The following is a 21,546-nucleotide window of genomic DNA, read 5'->3' as shown; positions in this document are numbered from 1 at the left end:
CAGATCATGGACCAGGACCGGCTGCCGCAGGCCAGGATTCCTTCGGCCACCTACCGGCTGCAATTCAACGCGCAGTTTACCTTCGACGACGCCCGGGGAATCGTGGAGTACCTGCACGACCTCGGCATCAGCGACATCTACGCCTCCTCCTACGTAGCCGCCAAGCAGGGGAGCGTGCATGGCTACGACGTCGTCAACCACACCCTGCTCAACCCCGAGGTGGGGAACGAGGAAAGTCACACGGCGCTGATGGAGGAGCTCCGCCGCCTCGGGATGGGGCACATCCTCGACTTCGTTCCCAACCACATGTGCATCGAAAGTAACGAGAACGTCTGGTGGATGGACGTCCTCGAGAACGGCCAAAGCTCCCCCTTCGCCCATTTCTTCGACATCGACTGGACGCCGGTTAAAAAGGAGCTGACCGGGAAGGTGCTGCTCCCCCTTCTGGGAGATCAGTACGGGAAGGTGCTGGAGTCCTGCGGCCTGAAAGTCGTCTTCCGTGAGGGGGCCTTCTTCATCGACGTCCCGCCGGTGCAGATTCCGGTGGAGCCGAAGAGCTACCTCCAGATCCTCGGACACCGCCTGGATGCGCTGCAGGAGCAGTTCGCCCAGGATGCCCCCGAGCTCCTGGAGCTTTTGAGCATCAACACCGCGCTCCAGCATCTCCCTCCCCACACGGAGGAGGACCCTGAAAAACGGGGCGAGCGGCAGAGGGAGAAGGAGATCATCAAGAAACGTCTCTGGACCCTTTGCCAGCAAAGCCCGCAGGTAGCCTCCTTCATCGGCGATAACGTCGCCATCTTCAACGGCACCAAGGGAGATCCCGCCAGTTTCGACCTGCTGGACGGCCTGCTCCGCTTCCAGGTCTACCGCCTCTCCTACTGGCGGGTCGCCACCGAGGAGATCAACTACCGCCGCTTCTTCGACATCAACGCCCTGGCGGCGATCCGGATGGAGGACCCGGCGGTCTTCGAGCAGACCCACGCCCTGTTGTTCCGGCTGATCAGGGAAGGGAAGGTGACCGGGGTCCGGATCGACCACGTAGACGGCCTGTACGACCCGCTCACCTATTTAAGAAACCTGCAGAAAGGATGCTACCTTCAACTTTGGCTCGGCCGGGAGGAGGAGCCTTCGCCCGGTTCGCCGGAAGAGAAGGAAAAGGTCCTGGAGGGGTGGTCCGAGGAGTACCGCCAGGCCCTGGAGCAGGACCGCTGCTACAAGCCGTTCTACGTGGTGGTGGAAAAGATCCTCCTGAAGGGTGAGCAGCTTCCCGAGCAGTGGCCGGTGCAAGGGACCACCGGTTACGAATTCATGAACGCCGTCAACGGCATCTTCGTGGACACCGAGAAAGGGAAAACCTTCGACCGGATCTACCGGAGGATGACCGGGGAGACCGGCGAGTTCAGCGAAGTGGTGTACGAGAAGAAGAAGCTGATCATGCAGGTCTCCATGTCGGGGGAGGGGGGGATGCTGGCTCATGCCCTGAACAACATCTCCGAGGAGGACCGCCTCACCCGGGACTTCACCCTCAACAGCCTCGCCCGGGCGCTCGGGGAAGTGATCGCCTGCTTCCCGGTTTACCGGACCTACGCCAACTCCCCCACCGTCCGCGACAAGGACGTCCAGTACATCGAGGCGGCGGTCGCGCGGGCGAAGCGGAAAAACCCCGCCGTCAACGCCTCCATCTTCGACTTCATCCGCGACGTGTTGCTCCTCAAATCGCCGGAGACTGCCAAGGAGAAGGATCGCATGGCGTGGCTTGCCTTTGCCATGAAGTTCCAGCAGATCACCGGGCCGGTCACCGCGAAGGGGCTGGAGGACACCGCCTTTTACGTCTACAACCGGCTCGTCTCGCTGAACGAGGTGGGGGGGATGCCCGGCCGGTTCGGGACTACCCGCGAGGCCTTCCACGGCCAGAACCTGGAACGGATGAAGACCTTCGCCAACGGCATGATCGCCACCGCTACCCACGACTCCAAGCGCGGAGAGGACGTCAGGACCAGGATCGACGTGCTCTCGGAGCTTCCCGACGACTGGCAGAGAAACCTGGCCCGCTGGAGGCGGCTCAACCGGGCCAAGCGCTCCGTGGTCGAAGGGCAGACGATACCGGACCGCAACGAGGAATACCTTTTCTACCAGACCCTCCTCGGCGCCTGGCCCACCGAAGAGCTCGATGAACAGGGATTCGAGCGGTTCCGGGGGCGGATCAAGGAGTATATGACCAAGGCGATCCGCGAGGCGAAGACCAACACCAGTTGGGTGAGCCCTAACGCTTCCTACGAGGAGGCGGTCCTCGCCTTCGCCGACCGGCTGCTGACCGACGAGGATAGCCAGTTCCTGAGGGAGTTTCTCCCTTTCCAGCGCTACGTCGCCCGCTGCGGCATGTTCAATTCCCTCTCGCAACTGCTCCTGAAGATGACCTCGCCGGGGGTGCCGGACTTCTACCAGGGGAGCGAGCTTTGGGAGCTGTCGCTGGTGGACCCGGACAACCGGCACCCGGTCGATTATTCCCGCCGGCGCGAGATACTGGCGGCGGTCAAAGAGCGGGAGCAGGAGGTGGGGAACGGGACGCTCTTCCGGGAGCTCCTCGAGCAGGGGAGCGACGGGCGGGTGAAGCTCTACCTCATCTACCGGATCCTCAACTACCGCCAGACCCGGCGCGGCCTGTTCGACCGGGGAGATTACCTGCCGCTGGAGACCAAGGGGGCGCACGGCCGCCACCTGGCCGCCTTCGCCCGCCGGGTGGGGAACGAGACTGTACTGGTTGTGGTACCCCGCCTGGTTGCCACCCTGGTGCGGGGGACGGACCGGGCGCCGATGGGCGAGGTGGTCTGGGGCGACACCGTCGTGCTCCTCCCGGAAGGGACCGAGGGAAGGTTCCGCAACGTGGTTAACGATCAGGAGGTCGAGGCCGATGAGCGCCATGGCCGCCCGGCGATAGCGGTGGCCAAGCTCTTTGCGGAAGCCCCGGTAGCGCTCCTGGAGCAACAAAGCTGAGTTTAGGCGAGGTCCGGTTATGGAAGGTCGAGAGCGGATAACGATAGAAGGCGTCTCCCCTTTGGTCGATTGCGGCCGCTACCCGGTCAAGCGGGTCGCCGGGGACGAGCTGGTGGTCGAGGCCGACATCTTCGGCGACGGCCACGACGAGGTGATGGCGGTCCTTCTCTACCGGCGGGAGGACGAGGCCAATTGGCGGGAAACGGCGATGAGCCGGCTGGACAACGACCGCTGGCAGGGAAGCTTCCTCCTCGAGGAGCCGGGCGTCTACCTCTATACGCTGCTCGGCTGGGTCGATCACTTCCGTACCTGGCAAAAGGACCTCAACAAGCGCTTCCAGGCGGGCCAGGACGTCACCGTCGATATCCTGATCGGCGTGAACCTCCTCGAACAGGCCGCCAAGGAAGCGTCCCCTTCCGATGCCGCCCGCATCGCCATGGTGGCCTCTACCCTCAAGAAGGAGGCGAGCCACCAGCAGGCAATCTTGCTCGGGCTCGACCCTGAACTGGCGGATTTGATCAGCACCTGCTGCGCCCGGAGGCTCGCCACCCGTTACCACCAGGAGCTCTCAGTCAGGGTCGACCGCAAGCGGGCGCTCTTTAGCAGCTGGTACGAGCTCTTCCCCCGCTCCGCCGACGGGACGAGCCACGGCACCCTCCAGGACTGCATCGCCCTCCTCCCCGAAATCGAGACCATGGGGTTCGACGTCCTCTATCTCCCTCCCATCCACCCGATCGGGAAGGCCAAGCGGAAGGGGAGGCGGAACGCGGTCTCCGCGGAACCGGGAGATCCGGGAAGCCCCTGGGCCATCGGCTCGTCCGCCGGCGGACACAAGTCGATCCACCCCGAGCTTGGGACCCTGGACGACTTCCGTCAGCTGGTCCGGGAGGCGGGGGGGCGCGGCATGGAGATCGCCCTCGACATCGCCTTCCAGTGCTCGCCCGACCACCCCTACCTGAAGGAACACCCGGAGTGGTTCCGCTGGCGGCCGGACGGGAGCGTCCAGTACGCGGAGAACCCGCCAAAGAAGTACCAGGACATCGTCCCGTTCAACTTCGAGTGCGAGAAGTGGCAAGAACTGTGGGAGGAGCTGAAGAGCGTCATCTTCTACTGGATGGATCTCGGGATCAACATCTTCCGGGTCGACAACCCACACACCAAGGCCTTCCCCTTCTGGGAGTGGGTCATCGCCCGGGCCAAGGAGAAGAACGCCGGGGTCATCTTCCTCGCCGAGGCGTTCACCCGTCCGAAGGTCATGTACCGGCTGGCCAAGATCGGCTTCACCCAGTCCTACACCTACTTCAGCTGGCGAAACAGCCGCGACGAGCTAGTCGGCTACCTCACCGAGCTGACCAGGACCGAGGTACGCGAGTTCATGCGCCCCAACTTCTGGCCCAACACTCCGGACATTCTCCCGGAATTCCTCCAGTACAGCGGCAGGGCCGGGTTCATGATCCGGGTAGCGCTGGCAGCGACCCTTTCCTCCAACTACGGGATCTACGGGCCGAGCTACGAGCTCTGCGTGGCCGCCGCGGAGCCGGGGAGCGAGGAGTACCAGGACGCCGAGAAGTACGAAATCCGGCTCTGGGACCGGGAGGCGCCGGGGAACCTCAAGGAGTTCATCGCCAGGCTCAACCGGATCCGGCGCGACAACGACCCGCTCCAGGTGACCGCCAACGTCGAGTTCTATCCCACCGGCAACGGCAGCGTCCTCTACTTCGGCAAGCTCGCGGCCGACGGCAAAAATACGGTGCTGGTGGTGGTGAACCTCGATCCGTTCAAGTCGCAGCAGGTAAGCATCCGGCTGCCGCTGCACTATTTCGGCGTGCAGCCGGGGCAGTCGTACCTGGTGGACGACCTCCTGAACGAGGAGCGGTTCATCTGGCAGGGGGAGGAGAACCTGATCGAGCTCGACCCGCAGAAGGCACCGGCGCGGATCTTCCGGATCCGCACCTGGCAGCGCCGCGAGTCGAACTTCGATTATTATTTGTAGCCCGATTCACGAAGGGACGATGGGAAGTCCCCCTTTGGAAAAGGGGGATTTAGAGGGATTTGGTTTGGCCAGCCCGAGGCAAATCCCCCCCAGCCCCCCTTTTTCAAAGGGGGGAGACCCAGGCTTACCAGAAAGGGGATAGTCCATGCCACCGAGAGCCGAGAAGAACCCGCTGTGGTTCAAGGACGCCATCATCTACGAGGTTCACATCCGGACCTTCGCCGACAGTAACGGCGACGGCATCGGCGACTTCCGCGGGCTGTTGGAAAAGCTTCCCTACCTGCGCGACCTGGGGATTACCGCCATCTGGGTACTCCCCTTCTACCCCTCGCCCCTTCGCGACGACGGCTACGACATCGCCGACTACCGCGGCATCCATCCTGATTACGGCAACCTCCGTGATTTCCAGGAATTCCTGCGCGGCGCCCACAAGCTCGGGATGCGGGTGATCACTGAGCTTGTGCTCAATCACACCTCCGATCAGCACCCCTGGTTCCAGAAGTCCCGCAACGCGAAGCCCGGCTCGCCCTGGCGCGATTTCTACGTCTGGAGCGACACACCGGACAAGTACGCCGATGCCCGGATCATCTTCAAGGATTTCGAGACCTCCAACTGGTCCCGCGACCCGGTGGCCAAGAGCTACTACTGGCACCGCTTCTACGCCCACCAGCCGGACCTCAACTACGACAACCCCCGGGTCCACGACGCGATGCTGCGGGTGATCGACTTCTGGCTCGGGATGGGGGTCGACGGCCTCAGGCTTGACGCCGTCCCCTACCTCTACGAGCGGGAGGGGACCAACTGCGAAAACCTCCCGGAAACCTACGAGTTTCTGAAGAAGCTGCGCGCCTACGTGGACGCCAAGTACCCGGACCGCATGCTTCTCGCCGAGGCCAACCAGTGGCCGGAGGATGCCGCCTCCTATTTCGGCGACGGCAACGCCTGCCACATGGCCTTCCACTTCCCCCTCATGCCGAGGATCTACATGTCGCTGCAGATGGAGGATTCCTTCCCCATCGTGAACATCCTGCAGCAGACCCCGGCCATCCCCGCCGCGTGCCAGTGGGCCATGTTCCTGCGAAACCACGACGAGCTGACCCTCGAGATGGTGACCGACGAGGAGCGGGACTACATGTACCGGGTCTACGCCCGCGACCCGCGCGCCCGCATCAATCTCGGGATCAGGCGCCGGCTCGCGCCGCTCATGGGGAACGACCGCCGCAAGATCGAGCTGATGAACGTGCTCCTCTTCTGCCTCCCCGGGACCCCGATCATCTACTACGGCGACGAGATCGGCATGGGGGACAACTACTACCTCGGCGACCGCAACGGCGTCCGCACCCCGATGCAGTGGAGCCCGGACCGCAACGCCGGCTTTTCGCCCTGCAACCCGCAGCGCCTCTACCTGCCGGTCATCATCGACCCCGAATACCACTACGAGGCGCTCAACGTCGAGCTGCAGGCCAGAAACCCCGCCTCCCTTCTCTGGTGGATGAAGCGGATCATCGACGTCCGCAAGCGCTACAAGGCCTTCGGCTGGGGAAGCGTCGAGTTTCTCCCGATGGAAAACCCCAAGATCCTGGCCCTCTTGCGCGTGTACGAGGGGGAGACCATCCTGGTGCTGGCCAACCTCTCCCGCACCACCCAGTTCGTCCAGGTAAACCACCCCCGCTTCATCGGGATGTACCTGGAGGACCTCTTCAGCCGTAACCGCTTCCCGGCCATCAAGGACTCCCCCTACGTGGTGCTGCTCGGCCCCTACCAGTACCACCTGCTCCAGCTCACCGAGGGGGGAGAGAAGCTCAAGCCGCAGGAGGAGGGGGTGCTCACCACGGTGGCGGTAGCCGACCAGTGGGAGAATCTCTTCAAGGGGAACGCCCTGAGGGTGCTGGAGCAGACCGTACTCCCGGACTACCTCCGGAAGGCCCGCTGGTTCCAGTCCAAGAGCCGCACCATCATGCGGACCGCGATCGCCGAGAGCTTCGATATACCCATCGATGCGGCTTCGGTGGTGCTGACCCTGGTCGAAGTCAGTTACAGCGAGGGCGCCGCCGAAACCTACGTGCTGCCGCTGCACTTCGTGGCCACCGAAGGGGCGGGCTCCGATCCGGCCCTGGAGTTCCCGGAGGCGGTCGTCTGCCGGCTGAAGGTGGGAGAGAAAGAGGGAATCATCTACGACGGCCTCTACAATGCCCGCTTCCGCCAAACCATCCTGGACATGATCGCCCGGAGAAAGGGTATCAAGGGGGACGGCAGCCGGATCTACGGACGCCCGGGCCCGGGATTCCAGGCCCTCCTGGGAGACCGGGAGCTGCCCCTGTCGTCGCAGGTGGGAACGTCGGAGCAGAGTAACAGCTCGGTCGCCTACGAAAAGGCCTTCTTCCTGAAGCTCTACCGCCGCATGGAGGAGGGGATCCACCCGGAGCTGGAGCTTGGCCGCTTCCTCTCCGACCGCATCCATTTCAAGCACGTGGCACCGCTGGCGGGCGCCCTGGAGTATCGACGCAGCGGTTCGGAGCCGGTGGCGCTGGCCCTTCTCCAGGGATTCGTTCCCAGCCAGGGCGATGCCTGGATCTTCACCTTGAGCGAGGTGCGCCAGTTCATGGACCGGGCCCTGGCGGGGCGGGAAGAGAACAAGGATAACCCGCAGGTCCAGCCGGTCCCCCACGAGGCTCCGGAGCTCTCCCCCGAGCTGGTGGAGATGATGACCGGCTTCTATCCCGAGATGGTGGCCCTGCTGGGACGGCGCACGGCGGAGTTCCACCTGGCGCTCGCCTCCCGCAACGACGACCCCGCCTTCGCGCCGGAACCGTTCACCCTTCTCTACCAGCGATCGCTCTACCAGTCGATGCGCAGCCGGGCGAAGAAGGTGCTCGATCTCCTGCGCCGCAACGTTCCGGCGCTCCCCGAGCAAATCAGGGGAGAGGCCGAAACCCTCCTGGCGATGGAGCCGGAGTTGCTGGCGGTCTTGCAGAAGGTGATGATCCGCAAGTTCTCGGCCATGAAGACCCGGGTTCACGGCGATTATCACCTCGGCCAGCTCCTTTTCACCGGCAACGACTTCGTCATCATCGACCTGGAAGGGGAGCCGGTCAAATCGCTCAGCGAGCGGCGGCTCAAGCAGTCCCCGCTCAAGGACGTGGCGGGGATGGTCCGCTCTTTCTACTACGCGGCCAACGTGGTCCTCATGCAGCGGACCCACGTGCGGGCGGAGGATATTCCGTACCTGGTGCCGTGGGCCCGCGCCTGGTACCGCTACCACTCCAAGATCTTTGTCACCTCCTACCTCAAGTGCGCGGCTGACACCCAGTTCATGCCGGGTGATGTTGAGGTGATCGAGATTCTCCTCCAGGCCTTCGTACTCGACAAGGCGGTGTACGAACTGGGATACGAGCTTAACAACCGGCCGGATTGGATCTCGGTTCCGCTGAAGAGCGTCATCGAGCTGCTGGCCGAGGAGAAGAAAAAGGGGAAACCGGAATAAACGGGGTTGAGAGTGGGGAATCAAAAAAAGCGTGGAGGTGCGGAATGAAAATGCTTCAGCGTTTGGTGCTCACGGGCTTATTGATCCTCTCGTTCACCTCTTCGGCTGCGGCGGCCGACCAGGTCTTCAGGGCGGAGCTCTCGGGAAACAGCGAGGTCCCCGCCGTGAAGACCCCGGCCTCCGGCGCCGTGATGCTGCGAGTTTCCGATTCCGTCCTGAGCTTCGAGCTCCGGGTGGAGGACCTCGCGGCCCCTACCGCCGCCTTCATCCATCTCGGTAGCCGGGGCGACAACGGCCCCCCCATCGCCGGCCTTTTCGGCGGTCCCGCCAAGTACACCCGCTTTAGCGGCACCCTGGCCGGCGGCGAGATCACCGACCGCAACCTGCTCGGCGATCTGCAGGGAAAGAAGGTCGCCGACCTCATCAGCCTCATCAGATCCGGCAAGACCTACGTTAACGTCATGACGGAAACCTTCCCCGCCGGCGAGATCCGCGGCCAGATCGAGCCGAGCTCGGGCGCGCCGCTCGCCAAGGGTGATCTCGCCCAGAAGGAACGGTAGCCTAGGCTGCGGCGCGGTGCTCGGGTTCCGGGGACTTCGCCGCCTCTTCCTTCTCTCCCGGCACCTTTTCGCCCGGGGCTTTCCCCTCCGTGGACGTGTGCTCGATCACCGAGTTGATCACGGCTCCGATCAGGATGATGAACCCGCTGAAGTAAAGCCACAAAAGCAGGACGATCACCGCCCCGATGCTCCCGTAGGTCTTGTCGTAGGAGCCGAAGTTGTTGATGTAGTAGGAGAAGGCCAGCGACATGACGATCCAAGAGGGAATCGCCACCACCGCGCCCGGGGTGATCCATTTCCAGGTCTGCTTCACGTCCGGCGTAAGGTAGTAGATGCCCGCCACCGCCAGCATCAACAGGAACAGGATCACCGGCACCAGCAGGATGTCCCAGGTGACCCGGAAGACCTGCCCGAAGTCGATCTTGTCCGCCACCAGTTTGCCGAGCTTGGTACCGAACATCAAAAGCGCGAGCGCCGCCAGGAACAGGAAGGAAAGCGATACCACCAGAAACAGGGCGACCAGCCGCTGTTTCCAGAAGGGGCGGGCTTCCTTCACCTCGTAGAGCTTGTTCATGGCGTCCATGATGGAGACGATGGCGTTGGACGAGGACCAGAGGGCGAGCGCGATGCCCAAGGAGAGGAGCCCCTCCTTCTTGTTCATGAACAGCGCACGGATGTTGTCCTTGATCAGGTTGAAGGCCTCGCCCGGCATCATTCTCTCGGCACTGGTCAACAGGTAATCCAAAAGATGGGGAATGGGAAGATAGCCGATGACGGTGGTGATAAAGAGAAAGAAGGGGAACAGGGCGAACAGGAAGTAGTAGGCCATGGCCGCTGAATGTTCTGAACAATCATCGTCGACGATTCTTCGATATACCTTCTTTCCCAGTTGCAGGTAGCTCGTATTATCCACTCCGAAAAATCTTCGTAAAGCTGACATATCCGTTTCTCCTGCCCGGCAAGTTTCAGCCAAGCTCCATGCACAAGCAGATTCAATGCACACCTTCCATTATCAGACCACCTTACGACAGGTAGCCAGCCATTTTTTTCCCATCATTAGAAGCGCCGCCCCATGCCTCTCACGAAGATCAGTAATGAACTCCGCGCACAGATTGACAATCATGAGAGAATCGATACTATTAAATTCGTTTAATTGTATCAATGAAGGCGTCGAGATCGACAATAACTTACTGAAAGGAGGCTGGCAGATGAGAAAGATAGCCGGCATCATCGTATTTGCCTTGGGGCTGCTGTCAGTAGCCGGCATAGCCCGGGCCGGAGAGAGAGAAGGCGCGTTTTCTGTCTCTCCCTATGTGGGGGGATACATTTTCGATGAGCATGACAGCTTCGGGCAGGCGAGCTTGAAGAGGAACCGCCCTGTGTTCGGTCTGCGCCTTGGCTATGATTCTCGAGGCCGAGTTGGTCGGCACCTACATCCGGGCTCGCTATCGTGCCACCGACCGGCACTTCAATACCTGGGGGTACCGCGCCGACTTCCTCTATAACTTCATGCCCCATTCGGCGGTGGTTCCCTACCTGGCGGCAGGCGGGGGCGGTCTCTCCATCGAGTACCCCACCAACCGCAGCGTCACCGACGGCGTGGTGGACGCCGGTCTGGGGGTCAAGTTCTTCATGGGGGATTCGGTCGCCCTCAGGCTGGACGGCCGCCACATCTTCGATATCAGCTACAAGACCCTCCACAACTGGGAGTACTCCCTCGGGCTTACCTTCGTGATGGGGGGGAGGGAGGCGAGGGCGGAACGGGCGGAGACCCCAGCCGAAGCCGGCGGCGAGCAGCAGCCGCAGGAGGTACCCGCCTCCGAGCCCGAGCAGGGGCACTACAAGTACTGCATCACGTTGCGGACCCACTTCGACATCGACCGCGCCATCATCCGGCCCGAGGACCGCGAGGAAGTAGCCAGGGTGGGTGACTTCATGAAACGTTTCCCGAGCACCACCGCGATCATCGAGGGGCACACCGACAACCAGGGAAGCGCCGCCCACAACATGGATCTCTCGCTGCGCCGGGCCCAGGCGGTGGTGAACTACCTGGTGGACAACTACGGCATCGACCGCTCCCGGCTGACCGCGAGGGGGTACGGTCTCACCCGCCCGGTGGCGGACAACGCCACCGACGAAGGGAGGCAGCAAAACCGCCGCATCGAGGCGATCATCGACTGCGCCTTCGACGTGAAGCAGGACACCCCTCCCGAACGGCTCTGCATGGGGCTGATCATCGACTTCGCCAGCGGCAGCGCCGAGATACGTCCCGAATACCGGGACGAGATCGCCAAGGTGGCGGACTACATGAAGGCCTATCCCTCCACCACGGCGGTGATCGAGGGGCACACCGACAACATCGGAGGCTTCGACGAGAACATGCGGCTTTCCCAGCGCCGGGCCGAAAGCGTGGTCAACTACCTTGTCGACAACTTCGGCATCGACCGCTCGCGGCTGAGCGCCAAGGGGTACGGATACACGAGGCGGATCGCCTATGACGACACCTCGGAGGGGAGAAGGAAAAACCGCAGGATCAACGCGATCATCGACTGCGTCATCAAGAGGTGACGGTGCCGTAACGAGGTGACGGGCCCCCCCGTCGCCAGGGAGAACCATAAAAAAGCCCACTGCTTCGGCAGTGGGCTTTTTTATGGGCTAGCGCTGGTGCCTGCTGCCGATGTGCCGACGGGCCGCCTCGGCAGCAGGAGATCACTCCTCGTTGTTCACCGGGATCATGCTATCGCTTGGTTTCGTGAGGAGGGAAGGGGCAAGTTTGGAAGTGCTCTCGTGCCCGGTGTGCCTGGCGTGCTCCGAGGCCGGGGCCGGGGCGGGAAGGAGCCGGGCGGCCATGCCGGTGCCGAAGGCAACCAGCCCGGGGATGACGGTGGTGACCAGCACGCGGTCCTTGGCGAGTTCGGCGCGGGAAAGCTCGTCGCCGTCGCGGGCGAGAAGCGTTACCCGCGCCCCTTCCCGGGTGAACTGGCGGGCGATCTCCAGCCCCAAACCGCGGGAGCCGCCGGTGATGACGACGGAGAACCCGCGGAAATCGAGGCGCCGCATTCGGCGCCTTACTCCGCACCAAAGGGCGAGCCCGCCGACGGCGAGTAGAAGGTAAGGCAATTTGCGGTCCCGATCTACCCTCTCGGCAGAGTTCATGGGACGCTCCTGAAAAGATCCCCCTCCCTCAAGCGGAGGGGGATCTTTGGAAACTGCAGGTTGTTATGGATTTCGGCGGCAGACGACGCGTGGTTACCTGCCGACGATGGTTCCGCCGTTGGGATGGAGGATCTGGCCGGTCATGAAGGAATCCCCCTCGGAGGCGAGGAAGACGAAGCTGTGAGCGACCTCGACCGGCTGGCCTGCCCGCTTGAGGGGGACCTGCTGGCCGAACTCCTCGACCTACTCTTCCGGGAAGGTGGCGGGGATGAGGGCGGCCTGCCCCTTCAGCCGGGAGGCGCCGTGGTACTCGAACTCCCCGCTTTGCGGCCTCGGTTTCATCTGGCTTTCCTTCCCTGGCTGTGAGTGGCGCTGCGGGGGAAACTTGGATTTCTCGGGCATCTCGATCCCTCTTGGGGCGCTACGGGGTGTAGGACGCCATCCGCGGCTTCATGACCACCTTGACGCAGCCGTTTTGCTTCTCCCTGAACATCTTGTAGGCCGCGGGGGCCTCGTCGAGGCCGATCCGGTGGGTGATAATGAAGGTGGCGTCGAGCGCGCGCTGCTCGATCAGGTTCAGGAGCTGGGGGATGTACCGCTGCACGTGGGTCTGCCCGGCGCGCATGGTGAGTCCCTTGGCGAAGAAGGCACCGACCGGCATCTTGTCGACGAAGCCGCCGTAGACTCCGGGGACCGAGACCGTCCCCCCCTTGCGGCAGGCCTGGATCAACTGGCGAAGGGCCATCGGGCGGTCGGTCTCCAGCCGCAGGGTCTGCTTCACCGTGTCGTAGGCCCCTTCCAGGCCGGGGGCGTGGGCCTCCATGCCGACCGCGTCGATGCAGGAGTCGGGGCCGCGTCCCCCGGTCAGGTTGTGGAGCCTTTCCACCACGCTCCCCCCTTCATAGTTCACGATCTCGGCCCCGCACTCCTTCTTGGCCATGGCGAGCCGGTCCGGGAAGCGGTCGATGCCGATCACCTGCCCGGCCCCCATGTGGAGGGCGCACTTCATGGCCAAAAGTCCCACCGGCCCGCATCCCCAGACCGCCACGGTGTCGTCGGGCTGGATGTTGCAGTTGTCCGCCGCCTGGTAGCCGGTGGGGAGGATGTCGGTGAGAAAGAGCACCTGTTCGTCGGTGAGATGGTTCGGGATCTTGTGGAGCCCGACGTCCGCGTAGGGGACCCGCACGAACTCGGCCTGCCCTCCCGAGTAGCCGCCGTAGAGGTGGGAGTAGCCGAAGATCCCGGCACCGCTGTCGCCGTAGATCTTCTCCAGCATCCAGGAGTTGGGATTCGAGTTGTCGCACAGCGCGTAGAGCTCTTTCTTGCAGTACCAGCATTCGCCGCAGGCGATCGGGAAGGGGACGATCACCCGGTCACCTGCGGCGAGGTTGGTGATCTTGCTCCCCACCTCGACCACCTCGCCGACGAATTCGTGGCCGAGGATGTCCCCCTTCTGCATGGTGGGGATCAGGCCGTCGTAGAGGTGGAGGTCGGAACCGCAGAGCCCGGTCAGGGTGACCCGGACGATGGCGTCCTGCGGGTTGAGGATGCGCGGGGCGGGTACCTCGTCGACCCGGACGTCATGTTTTCCATGCCAGACAACCGCCTTCATAGTTCCTCCTTTGCCGCCCGCAGTGCGGACGGTGGCAATGGCTGATCGGGGCGCCGTTTAGTGCAGGGTCCGCTCGGCGGTGGCCACCTCGCCGGTTTCCAGCAGCTGCTTGAGGCGCTTGAGGTCTTCTTCCACCTGCTGGGCGGTGACCGCCCGCGCCAGCCTGGCGGCGGTACGGCCGGCGACTCCACCCGGGGGGTAGAGGTCGATGGCGATCTTCACCTCGGTGCCGCGGTCGCCTGGGGCGTCGCTGAACTCGACCAGGCCGCGGTTGGGGAGGCCGGCGTCGCCGGTGGAATGCCAGCTGATCTGCTGGCCGGGGTAGTCGGCGGTCATCTCGGCGTCCCACTCAACGGTCACGCCGCCGGGTCCCCGCGCCTTCCAGTGGGAGGTCCGGTCGCCGGTGATTCGCACCGCGTCGAGGTGACGCATGAAGCGGGGGAGATTTTCGAAGTTGCGCCAGAACTCGTAGACCTCCTGGCGGGGGCGGTTGATGGTCAGCACCTTCTCGAGCCTGATCCCCCCCTCGGAGTGGGCGGTGTCGACACCGAGGGCCTGGTAGAGGTCGCAGTGGCCGGTGGCTCCGCGGTAGAGAAGCATCCCCCCAGCCGCCATCATGGCGAGCCCCGGGAGGTACTGTTTCTTGGTGAGCGATCTGAGGCCCGACAGGGCGAGCGCCGCTCCCCCCATCACCGAGGCGGTGCGTTCCTTGTCGTTGACGTTTACTTCGGTTTGCCGCTGTTCTCTGCCGGGCCGGGATCTCTCTTCCCGCGCGGTATGTGTGGTCTCCATAGCCATCCTCCTTGCCGAAGCTAAATATTAAAAAACTATAATAAACTATCATGGGATGCCGGGATTGCAACAACGGGTGGGGCAGTTACGCGGACAAGGGGAGGATGGGGGAGATCAAAGCGCAGGGAGACGTGAGGTCTCCCTGCCGACGGGAAGGTGGGAAGGAGAAAGCTGGGGGTGCTGAAGGGGAGCGGGAAGAAGGCCCGGCTACGGAGGGGCAGATGCTCCGGGCTCCGGTCCGGGTCAGGCGGCTTCTTTGCGCTTTTGCTTCAGGCTCTCTTTCAAAAGGGCCATCATGTCGGTCACCTTGGTCGGCTGGGGCGCCTTCCCCTCCGGCTTGGGCGCAAGCCCGTGGGCCTTGTCGTCGATGATCTTTTTGAGGTCGTCGATGTACTCGTCGTGGTACTTGGACGGGTCGAAGGTGGTGGTCAGTTGGTCGATCAGCGACAGCGCCAGGGTGACCTCCTGCTCCCGGAGGTTGTCCTGGGAGGGGAGCTTCAGGTCCGAGGCGGCCCGGACCTCTTCGCTGTAGCGGATCTGGTTGAGGATGAGCAGGTCGTCGAGCGGCTTGACGATCCCCATTGCCCCGCGGTTTCTGAGCACGTAGCTCGCCACCCCGACCTTCCCCGACCTCTTGAGCGCCTCGCGCAGGAGGGCGTAGGCCTTGGCGCCGCTCTTGTCCGGCTCCAGGTAGTACGGTTTCTCGAAGTACCTGGTATCGATCTCGCTCTCCTGCACGAAGTCGACGATGTCGATCAGGTGCGTCTTCTCGAGGCTCGCGTTCTCGAAGTCCTTGTCGCTCAGCACGACGTACTCGCCGTCGCTGTACTCGTACCCCTTGACGATCTCCTCGTGGGGGACCTCCTTGTTGTCGCGCTTGCAGACCCGCAGATACTTGATGGGACAGAGGTCCCCCTTGCGCAGCATGTCCAGGTCCAGGGAATCGCTCTGCGACCCGCTGAACAGCTTCACGGGGATGTTCACCAGCCCGAAGCTGATGGACCCCGACCAGATCGCTCTCATGCCTCAAACCTCCTGCGTCCCCGGCGGCAGCCGGGAAGAAATGAAACCCGCCGCTACGCGCCCCTCATGTCCTCATAGTTGCATGGTAGCACATTAGAGGCGAACGGGGGGGCCGCGGCGGCGGATCGCCCTCTCCTGGCCGGGAGGAAAGGTCGCACATCTGCTAGGTTAGCCGGGGGTGCCGGGGGAGAAAATGGCGCGCTGGAGATTGACAACGGCCGGAGGGACCCTACATTCATAACATGCGCTAATAAAACTGCCGTATCGGAGTCCTTCATGGTCGAGGAACATCGGGATGCCGCCGGGAGGGCGCCCAGGAGACTGCCGGTCCCGAGGTGGCTGCTCTGGGTGCTGGGGATCTGCGCCGGGCTCGCGCTGGTCCTGTACATCGTCTCTGTCTTCATCGACGAACCGCTCAGGAGGCTGACCGAGAAGAAGGTCAACCGTGACTTGAAGGGGGCCTACACCGTCCACCTGAAGAAGATGCACCTGGCCCTCATCGGCCTCTCGGTGACCTTGAAGGACCTTACCGTCGTCCAGCAGGCCCACCCCGATCCGCCGGTAGCGCGTATCCCCTACCTCAAGGCGAGCATCCACTGGCGGGAGATCCTCTCCGGACAGCTGGTGGGCGAGCTCGACATCGACGACGCCAAGCTCCACGTCAACCTCTCCCAGCTAAAGAGCGAGGCGCAGAACAAGACCCCCGTCAAGCAGAGGGGATGGCAGCAGGCGGTGGAGGATATCTATCCCCTGAAGATCAACCTCCTCTCCCTCAAAAACGCGAGCGTTACCTACATCGACCAGGATCCCAACCGGCCGCTGACCCTGAGCCACTTGACCATCAGCGCCGACAATATCCGCAACATCCACCTCCCCGACAAGGTGTTCCCGTCCCCCTTCCGCCTGGAGACCGACGTCTTCGGTACCGGCCACGGCGTGGTAGAGGGAAAGGCCAACTTCCTGGCCGAGCCTACCCCGGCGGTGAAGGCCCATCTCGACTTCCGGAAGGTGCCGCTTGATTACGTGAAGCCGGTGTTGGCCCGCGAGAACGTGGCCATCGACGGGGGGATGATGCGGGCCACCGGCGATATCGAGTACACGGCCAAGACGCAGATCGCCAACCTGAAGGAGGTGGCGGTGAGCGGGCTTAAGGCCGACTACTTCCACACCGACCGGACCGCCGCCCTCGAGAAGGAGCGGGCCGAGAAGGTGAAAAAGACGGCCAAGGAGGTGAGCAACAAGCCCCAGGTCCTCATCTCGGTCGACCGCTTCAGCCTGACCGGGAGCAACCTCGGCATGGTCAACGATACCGGCGGCAAGCGTTACCGGGTCTTTTTCTCCAACCTCGACTTCGAGCTCACCAACTTCTCCAACCAGTTCTCCCGCGGCCCGGCCAAGGCCACCCTGCGCGGGAAATTCATGGGGAGCGGGGACACCTCGGCCACCGGGGACTTCCGGGCCGAGAAGAAGGCCCCCGACTTCGACCTCTACCTGAAGATCAACAACACCCAGCTGACCTCCATGAACGACCTGCTGCGGGCCTACGGCAACTTCGACGTGGCGGCGGGGACCTTCTCGCTCGTTACCGAGCTCCACGCGAGACACAACCAGCTCACCGGCTACATCAAGCCCTTTTTCAAGGACATGAAGGTCTACGACAAGCGGAAAGACAAGGAGAAGAGCCTCTTCCACAAGCTGTACGAGATGCTGATCGGCGGCGTCGCCAAGCTTTTGGAGAACCGGCCGCGGCAGCAGGTGGCCACCAAGGCGGAGCTTTCCGGCCCGCTGTCGAGCCCGCAGACGAGCACCCTGCAGATCATCGTCCAGCTTGTCAAGAACGCCTTCTTCAAGGCCATCCTCCCCACCTTCGAACGGCAGGTGACCACCGGGAAGCCTTGACTGGGTCGCCGTGGCCGGGCGTATAATGGCCTAGGGTCCGGGTAACGTATGGTTTCCGGGCCCGGCATTAACACGCCTGTCACGACACACTCACGACCAGGAGGAACGACGCAATGAGGCTCATACTGTTCATCATTGTGATTCTGCTGCTGGTGGGAGCTCTCCCGGCCTGGCCCTACAGTTCGGGCTGGGGGTACTATCCGAGCGGAGGTCTCGGGCTGGTCCTGCTGATCCTCCTCATACTGGCCCTGATGGGGGTCTTCTAGCGCCCGCTCAACGCTGCGATCGGTCCCGCGCCGGTCTACGGCAGGGGCGAGGGGGGAGAGGAGGCGTCATGGGCAAGTACGGCAAGAAGGCGCAGGACACCGTTCACCAGGTGATGGATAAGTTCAAGAAGGGGGAGTTGAAAAGCGGAGGGAGCGGGAAGAAGGTTACCGACCGCAAGCAGGCCGTGGCAATCGGCCTGTCGGAGGCCCGTGAAAAAGGGGCCAAGGTGCCGGAACCTCCCAAGAGGTAGCGGATCGACTCTGTTGGCGACAAGGAGAATTCGTCATGGCAAAAAACATAGCAGTCTTTGGGATCTATCGCAGCCGCCAGAACGTCGAGGAGGCGGTGCAGGCACTCAAGAACGCTGACTTCAGGAACACCGATATCTCGGTGCTCTTTTCGGAAAACGTCGGGACCAAGGACTTCGCGCATGAGAAACACACCAAGGCACCGGAAGGGAGCACCACCGGCGCCGGGACCGGTGTGGTGATCGGCGGGATCCTCGGCTGGCTGACCGGCATCGGCGCGCTGGCCATTCCGGGCGTCGGCCCCTTCATCGCGGCGGGACCGATCGTCTCGCTGCTGGCGGGCGCGGGAGCCGTCGGGGTGTTGGGCGGTATCGCGGGTGCCCTGGTCGGCATGGGGATTCCGGAGTACGAGGCCAAGCGCTACGAAGGGCGCATCAAAGAGGGAGGCATCCTCGTCTCGGTACATTGCGACAACGCGGACTGGAAGAAACGCGCCATGGAGATCTTCCGGCAGACCGGCGCGAACGACGTAGGTTCGGAAGGGGAAGCAAAGGCAGACTTCGCAAGTTCGGAGAAACCCAGACCGAGGTCCACGGACGACGACCTGACCCGCTGATCAGGTGGTCGACGGCCTCAAAGGAGACGCGTCTATGCCCACACATGAAAAGACCGGCGAGAAGGGGAGCTCAGAAAGGAACATACTCGACCTGCTGAAACAGGACCATGAGAAGACCCGCTACCTCTTCGACCGCATCGAGAAGAGCGGCCGCAACGCCACGGCATCGCTGCAGAAACTGTATGCCGAGCTGGAAGAGGAGATCTCCCTCCATCTGGAAGGTGAGGAGCGCTTCTTCTACACCGCCCTTGAAAAGCACGAGGAGGCCCGGGAGAAGGTCCTTGAGTCCTACGAGGAGCACGAGGTCGTCAAGACCATGATCGGCACCTTCAAGGGACTGGCGGTCGATGACGAGCGGTGGGGGGCCAAGCTTAAAGTCCTCCACGAGATCGTCGAGCATCACCTCAAGGAAGAGGAGAGCGAGGTGTTCAAACTGGCCCGCAAGGCGCTCGAGAAAAACGAGATGGTCGAGATCGCCGTCAACTTCATGCGCAGCAAACGCGAGGGGCGCAAGCCGTCCAGGGGCGCCCCGGTGGAAGGGTAGGGCGTGTTGTCTTCGCGAGAAAAAGGCACCGGGAACGGCTGCCACCCCCGCAGGGGGGAAGCTACCGCTACCGGTGCCTTTCCATGCCGGCGGGGTGAGGCAGGCCCGCCTGAAGGTCTGGCGCTGACAGGGGGGACGAAACAGTTTGCTTGGCGCGACCCTCACGAAGGAGGAAGTCATGCAAAAAAGCAAAAGCTCGCAGTTCGGTGCCGGTAAACAACAGCAACAGCAACAACAGCAGCAACGCCCCGGCCAGGAGCAGGTCCAGAGCGGTACTCACCTGAAAGGACAACAGCAGGGTGAGAAGATCCAGCAGCCGGGCGAGCAGTTGAAACAGAAACAACAGGGCCAGGCCGGCCAAGGCAAGAGCAGCAAAAAATAACCAACTTCAGGTAACCAACTTCAGGTAGCCAACGAGGGTCGCGCCCTCCCATACGGCCGGCTTCCGGCGGCGTTCCTCCTCCCCTGAAGGGAAGAGGAGCCCGGCGTCACGGCCAGCAAAAAGCCTTCCTACGAGAGACGGAAGGCTAGCAAAAACGATCACTGGAGCACCGGTTCAGGTCAAGCGCGGGGCATCTCCGGACCCCCGTGCGTACTCCTTACCCGGTGCTCCAGTTCTTCTATCAGGGAGCGGATCTTTTCTTCGGCGCGCTTTCTCTCCGAGATGTCCTCGATCACGGCCACGAAGTTGGCAATGGTCCCTCCCGTCGTGGTCAGCGGCGAGACGATGACCTCCTCGTAGTAACGTTCCCCACCCTTTTTCAGATTGACCAGCTCCCCGCGCCATTCCTTTCCCTGGCTTATCTCCCCCCAGACGGTATCGGCATATTCGGGGCCGGCGTCCCCGGCCAGCCGGGCGCGCATGTTCTGGCCGATGACGTCCCCCGGCTGGAAACCGGTGACCGCCGAGAAGCGGGAATTGACGTACTGGATGTTTCCCGCCGCGTCCGAGATGATCACCATCCCCGGTCCCTGCTCGACCGCGTGGGATAGCTGGCGGATCAGGCCGCTTTGCCGCTCCAGCCGGCGTCCCAGGGTGACTTGGGAGAGGATCTCCCCGATGGTGGCGAAGAGGAGCTTGAAGTCGAAAGGTTTCAGCACATAGCGGCTCACCCCGGCCTGGATGGCGTCGAGCATGAAGTGGGTGTCGCTGATGGCGGTGGCGGCGATGATCTTGGCGTCGGGATCGAGGGCCAGGATCTTCTCGACCATCTGGATCCCGTCCATGATGGGCATGCAGATGTCCGTCAGCACCAGGTCAAAATGCTGATCCTGGTAAAGCCTCAACCCTTCTTCGCCATTTGCGGCAGTCACCAGTTGCAGGTCGGGCCACTTGCGGGCCAGGGCGGTGCAGACGAGCTCTCTGCTCAAAGGATCGTCTTCGACGTACAGCAGCGAGGCGGACAACGGGGTAAGCCAACTTTCCATCGAGGGTACCTCCGCAGGCGTGTAGTAGCAGGCGAAACGGATCGAATACCCTAACAGGATACCTCAACATTGGCGTCTTCAAATGTTGAACGGCGCTGACAAACCCAGTGGCCCGCCTCGGCGGTTCCTCAGCTGTCAAGCCAGGTCGAAAAGGAGCAGCTCGGCGCTCGTTAGCCCCTCCAGAGCCACCGTCGGCTCGTCGCTTATGGCGGCGCCGTCCCCGGCTGCGAGCTGCTGGCCGTTCAGGGTGACTTCGCCCCTCACTATCTGGAGCCAGGCGTGGCGCCCGGGGTGCAGTGAATGGCTGACCCTCTCCCCTTTTTCCAATAAAGAGGCGAAAAGGTGGGCATCCTGGTGGATGGTGACCGATCCCTCTCTCCCGTCCGGCGACGCGATCAGCCTCAGGCACCCTCGCTTCTCATCGGGAGCGAAGTACTTCTGCTGGTATCCCGGGGTTAGCCCGTTGTGGGCCGGGAGGATCCAGATCTGGAGAAAGTGCAGCCCCTCGCTCGCCGAGTGGTTGAACTCACTGTGGGTGATCCCGGTCCCCGCGGTCATCTGCTGCACTTCGCCGGGGCGGATGGTGGAGCCGTTGTCCATGGAGTCCCGATGCTCCAGGGCGCCCTCCAGCACGTAGGAAATGATCTCCATGTCGCGGTGCGGATGGGTCGGGAAGCCCATGGCGGGTTGCACCCGGTCCTCGTTGATGACCCTCAGGGCCCTGAACCCCATGTGGGCGGGGTCGTAGTAGTCGGCGAACGAAAAGGTGTGATAGGTGTTCAGCCAGCCGTGATCGGCATGGCCGCGCTGGCTTGCCTTGCGGATGCGTACCATGATGTCTCTCCTCGCCCCTTTGGGGCGCGCCAATCGTCAATGCCGATTGACGTCAGATGATTTAATGTTAAATTAATACCTGCGAGGGAGATT

The 21,546-nt window shown here is 63.0% G+C and carries 18 protein-coding genes and 1 pseudogene; 11 read left to right on the top strand and 8 right to left on the bottom strand.

Annotation, left to right across the window (positions count from 1 at the left end; all coding sequences use genetic code 11):
- Positions 1-6: 6 nt before the first annotated feature.
- The 4 genes from L4X63_RS04040 (at position 7) to L4X63_RS04025 (ending at position 9,034) form a co-directional block, all read left to right on the top strand.
- Positions 7-2,997, top strand: a complete 2,991-nt coding sequence (locus L4X63_RS04040) for a malto-oligosyltrehalose synthase (RefSeq protein ID WP_250677301.1) — start codon at positions 7-9, stop codon at positions 2,995-2,997.
- 19 nt (positions 2,998-3,016) lie between these two features.
- Positions 3,017-4,990 (top strand): alpha-1,4-glucan--maltose-1-phosphate maltosyltransferase, encoded by a 1,974-nt coding sequence (locus tag L4X63_RS04035; RefSeq protein WP_250677300.1) that lies wholly within the window; start codon positions 3,017-3,019, stop codon positions 4,988-4,990.
- A gap of 145 nt (positions 4,991-5,135) precedes the next feature.
- Positions 5,136-8,474 (top strand): maltose alpha-D-glucosyltransferase, encoded by a 3,339-nt coding sequence (treS, locus tag L4X63_RS04030; RefSeq protein WP_250677299.1) that lies wholly within the window; start codon positions 5,136-5,138, stop codon positions 8,472-8,474.
- A gap of 44 nt (positions 8,475-8,518) precedes the next feature.
- Complete coding sequence (locus L4X63_RS04025) at positions 8,519-9,034, top strand: CHRD domain-containing protein (RefSeq protein WP_250677298.1); 516 nt, start codon at positions 8,519-8,521, stop codon at positions 9,032-9,034.
- Between the two features lies 1 nt (position 9,035).
- Here L4X63_RS04025 and L4X63_RS04020 read toward each other — a convergent pair whose 3' ends face one another.
- Entirely contained in the window at positions 9,036-9,974 is a 939-nt protein-coding gene (locus L4X63_RS04020) for a YihY/virulence factor BrkB family protein (protein WP_284694455.1), read from the bottom strand.
- A 461-nt stretch (positions 9,975-10,435) separates the two neighbouring features.
- Here L4X63_RS04020 and L4X63_RS04015 point away from each other — a divergent pair, with 461 nt between their 5' ends.
- Entirely contained in the window at positions 10,436-11,602 is a 1,167-nt protein-coding gene (locus tag L4X63_RS04015) for an OmpA family protein (protein WP_250677880.1), read from the top strand.
- Positions 11,603-11,743: 141 nt separating this feature from the next.
- On the opposite strand, the gene L4X63_RS04010 is transcribed toward L4X63_RS04015, so the two are convergent.
- From L4X63_RS04010 to ku, 5 genes and pseudogenes are all read right to left on the bottom strand, one after another.
- Positions 11,744-12,094 carry an SDR family NAD(P)-dependent oxidoreductase gene (locus L4X63_RS04010; RefSeq protein ID WP_250677296.1) on the bottom strand — a complete coding sequence of 117 codons (351 nt, stop codon included), beginning with the start codon at positions 12,092-12,094 and terminating at the stop codon, positions 11,744-11,746.
- A 189-nt stretch (positions 12,095-12,283) separates the two neighbouring features.
- Positions 12,284-12,415 (bottom strand): annotated as a pseudogene (locus L4X63_RS23840) (SDR family oxidoreductase); the annotation flags it as partial.
- A gap of 196 nt (positions 12,416-12,611) precedes the next feature.
- Complete coding sequence (locus tag L4X63_RS04000; RefSeq protein ID WP_250677295.1) at positions 12,612-13,802, bottom strand: zinc-dependent alcohol dehydrogenase; 1,191 nt, start codon at positions 13,800-13,802, stop codon at positions 12,612-12,614.
- Positions 13,803-13,859: 57 nt separating this feature from the next.
- Positions 13,860-14,594, bottom strand: a complete 735-nt coding sequence (locus L4X63_RS03995) for an SRPBCC family protein (RefSeq protein WP_250677294.1) — start codon at positions 14,592-14,594, stop codon at positions 13,860-13,862.
- A 243-nt stretch (positions 14,595-14,837) separates the two neighbouring features.
- Complete coding sequence (gene ku, locus L4X63_RS03990; protein WP_250677293.1) at positions 14,838-15,617, bottom strand: non-homologous end joining protein Ku; 780 nt, start codon at positions 15,615-15,617, stop codon at positions 14,838-14,840.
- A 276-nt stretch (positions 15,618-15,893) separates the two neighbouring features.
- Here ku and L4X63_RS03985 point away from each other — a divergent pair, with 276 nt between their 5' ends.
- The 6 genes from L4X63_RS03985 to L4X63_RS03960 all read left to right on the top strand — a co-directional run bounded on the left by L4X63_RS03985 (position 15,894) and on the right by L4X63_RS03960 (position 19,573).
- The gene (locus L4X63_RS03985) at positions 15,894-17,516 is read left to right on the top strand and encodes an AsmA family protein (protein ID WP_250677292.1); all 1,623 of its coding nucleotides are present in this window, start codon (positions 15,894-15,896) and stop codon (positions 17,514-17,516) included.
- A 113-nt stretch (positions 17,517-17,629) separates the two neighbouring features.
- Entirely contained in the window at positions 17,630-17,782 is a 153-nt protein-coding gene (locus L4X63_RS03980; RefSeq protein WP_250677291.1) for a DUF3309 family protein, read from the top strand.
- Positions 17,783-17,850: 68 nt separating this feature from the next.
- Complete coding sequence (locus L4X63_RS03975) at positions 17,851-18,033, top strand: DUF6496 domain-containing protein (RefSeq protein WP_250677290.1); 183 nt, start codon at positions 17,851-17,853, stop codon at positions 18,031-18,033.
- Positions 18,034-18,068: 35 nt separating this feature from the next.
- Positions 18,069-18,647 (top strand): general stress protein, encoded by a 579-nt coding sequence (locus tag L4X63_RS03970; RefSeq protein WP_250677289.1) that lies wholly within the window; start codon positions 18,069-18,071, stop codon positions 18,645-18,647.
- A 34-nt stretch (positions 18,648-18,681) separates the two neighbouring features.
- Positions 18,682-19,191 carry a hemerythrin domain-containing protein gene (locus L4X63_RS03965; protein ID WP_250677288.1) on the top strand — a complete coding sequence of 170 codons (510 nt, stop codon included), beginning with the start codon at positions 18,682-18,684 and terminating at the stop codon, positions 19,189-19,191.
- Positions 19,192-19,369: 178 nt separating this feature from the next.
- Positions 19,370-19,573 (top strand): hypothetical protein, encoded by a 204-nt coding sequence (locus L4X63_RS03960; RefSeq protein WP_250677287.1) that lies wholly within the window; start codon positions 19,370-19,372, stop codon positions 19,571-19,573.
- 179 nt (positions 19,574-19,752) lie between these two features.
- On the opposite strand, the gene L4X63_RS03955 is transcribed toward L4X63_RS03960, so the two are convergent.
- A complete protein-coding gene (locus tag L4X63_RS03955) occupies positions 19,753-20,619 on the bottom strand; it encodes a response regulator (protein ID WP_250677286.1) in 867 nt (288 codons plus the stop codon).
- 135 nt (positions 20,620-20,754) lie between these two features.
- Entirely contained in the window at positions 20,755-21,453 is a 699-nt protein-coding gene (locus tag L4X63_RS03950) for a pirin family protein (protein WP_250677285.1), read from the bottom strand.
- Between the last annotated feature and the right edge of the window lie 93 nt (positions 21,454-21,546).

It is taken from the genome of Geomonas sp. Red32 (assembly GCF_023652955.1).
Taxonomy (GTDB): Bacteria; Desulfobacterota; Desulfuromonadia; order Geobacterales; family Geobacteraceae; genus Geomonas.
The sequence above is the reverse complement of the archived record's forward strand: the minus strand, read 5'-3'. Positions and strand labels throughout refer to the sequence as shown.

Excerpts from the sequence above, each read along its gene's own strand:
- L4X63_RS04020 (WP_284694455.1), bottom strand. The coding sequence starts at position 9,974 with ATGTCAGCTTTACGAAGATTTTTCGGAGTGGATAATACGAGCTACCTG.
- L4X63_RS03980 (WP_250677291.1), top strand. The coding sequence starts at position 17,630 with ATGAGGCTCATACTGTTCATCATTGTGATTCTGCTGCTGGTGGGAGCT.
- ku (WP_250677293.1), bottom strand. The coding sequence starts at position 15,617 with ATGAGAGCGATCTGGTCGGGGTCCATCAGCTTCGGGCTGGTGAACATC.
- L4X63_RS03985 (WP_250677292.1), top strand. The coding sequence starts at position 15,894 with ATGGTCGAGGAACATCGGGATGCCGCCGGGAGGGCGCCCAGGAGACTG.
- treS (WP_250677299.1), top strand. The coding sequence starts at position 5,136 with ATGCCACCGAGAGCCGAGAAGAACCCGCTGTGGTTCAAGGACGCCATC.
- L4X63_RS04025 (WP_250677298.1), top strand. The coding sequence starts at position 8,519 with ATGAAAATGCTTCAGCGTTTGGTGCTCACGGGCTTATTGATCCTCTCG.
- L4X63_RS03955 (WP_250677286.1), bottom strand. The coding sequence starts at position 20,619 with ATGGAAAGTTGGCTTACCCCGTTGTCCGCCTCGCTGCTGTACGTCGAA.
- L4X63_RS03965 (WP_250677288.1), top strand. The coding sequence starts at position 18,682 with ATGCCCACACATGAAAAGACCGGCGAGAAGGGGAGCTCAGAAAGGAAC.
- L4X63_RS04015 (WP_250677880.1), top strand. The coding sequence starts at position 10,436 with ATGATTCTCGAGGCCGAGTTGGTCGGCACCTACATCCGGGCTCGCTAT.
- L4X63_RS03960 (WP_250677287.1), top strand. The coding sequence starts at position 19,370 with ATGCAAAAAAGCAAAAGCTCGCAGTTCGGTGCCGGTAAACAACAGCAA.
- L4X63_RS03970 (WP_250677289.1), top strand. The coding sequence starts at position 18,069 with ATGGCAAAAAACATAGCAGTCTTTGGGATCTATCGCAGCCGCCAGAAC.
- L4X63_RS03995 (WP_250677294.1), bottom strand. The coding sequence starts at position 14,594 with ATGGAGACCACACATACCGCGCGGGAAGAGAGATCCCGGCCCGGCAGA.
- L4X63_RS04035 (WP_250677300.1), top strand. The coding sequence starts at position 3,017 with ATGGAAGGTCGAGAGCGGATAACGATAGAAGGCGTCTCCCCTTTGGTC.
- L4X63_RS03950 (WP_250677285.1), bottom strand. The coding sequence starts at position 21,453 with ATGGTACGCATCCGCAAGGCAAGCCAGCGCGGCCATGCCGATCACGGC.
- L4X63_RS03975 (WP_250677290.1), top strand. The coding sequence starts at position 17,851 with ATGGGCAAGTACGGCAAGAAGGCGCAGGACACCGTTCACCAGGTGATG.
- L4X63_RS04010 (WP_250677296.1), bottom strand. The coding sequence starts at position 12,094 with ATGCGGCGCCTCGATTTCCGCGGGTTCTCCGTCGTCATCACCGGCGGC.
- L4X63_RS04040 (WP_250677301.1), top strand. The coding sequence starts at position 7 with ATGGACCAGGACCGGCTGCCGCAGGCCAGGATTCCTTCGGCCACCTAC.
- L4X63_RS04000 (WP_250677295.1), bottom strand. The coding sequence starts at position 13,802 with ATGAAGGCGGTTGTCTGGCATGGAAAACATGACGTCCGGGTCGACGAG.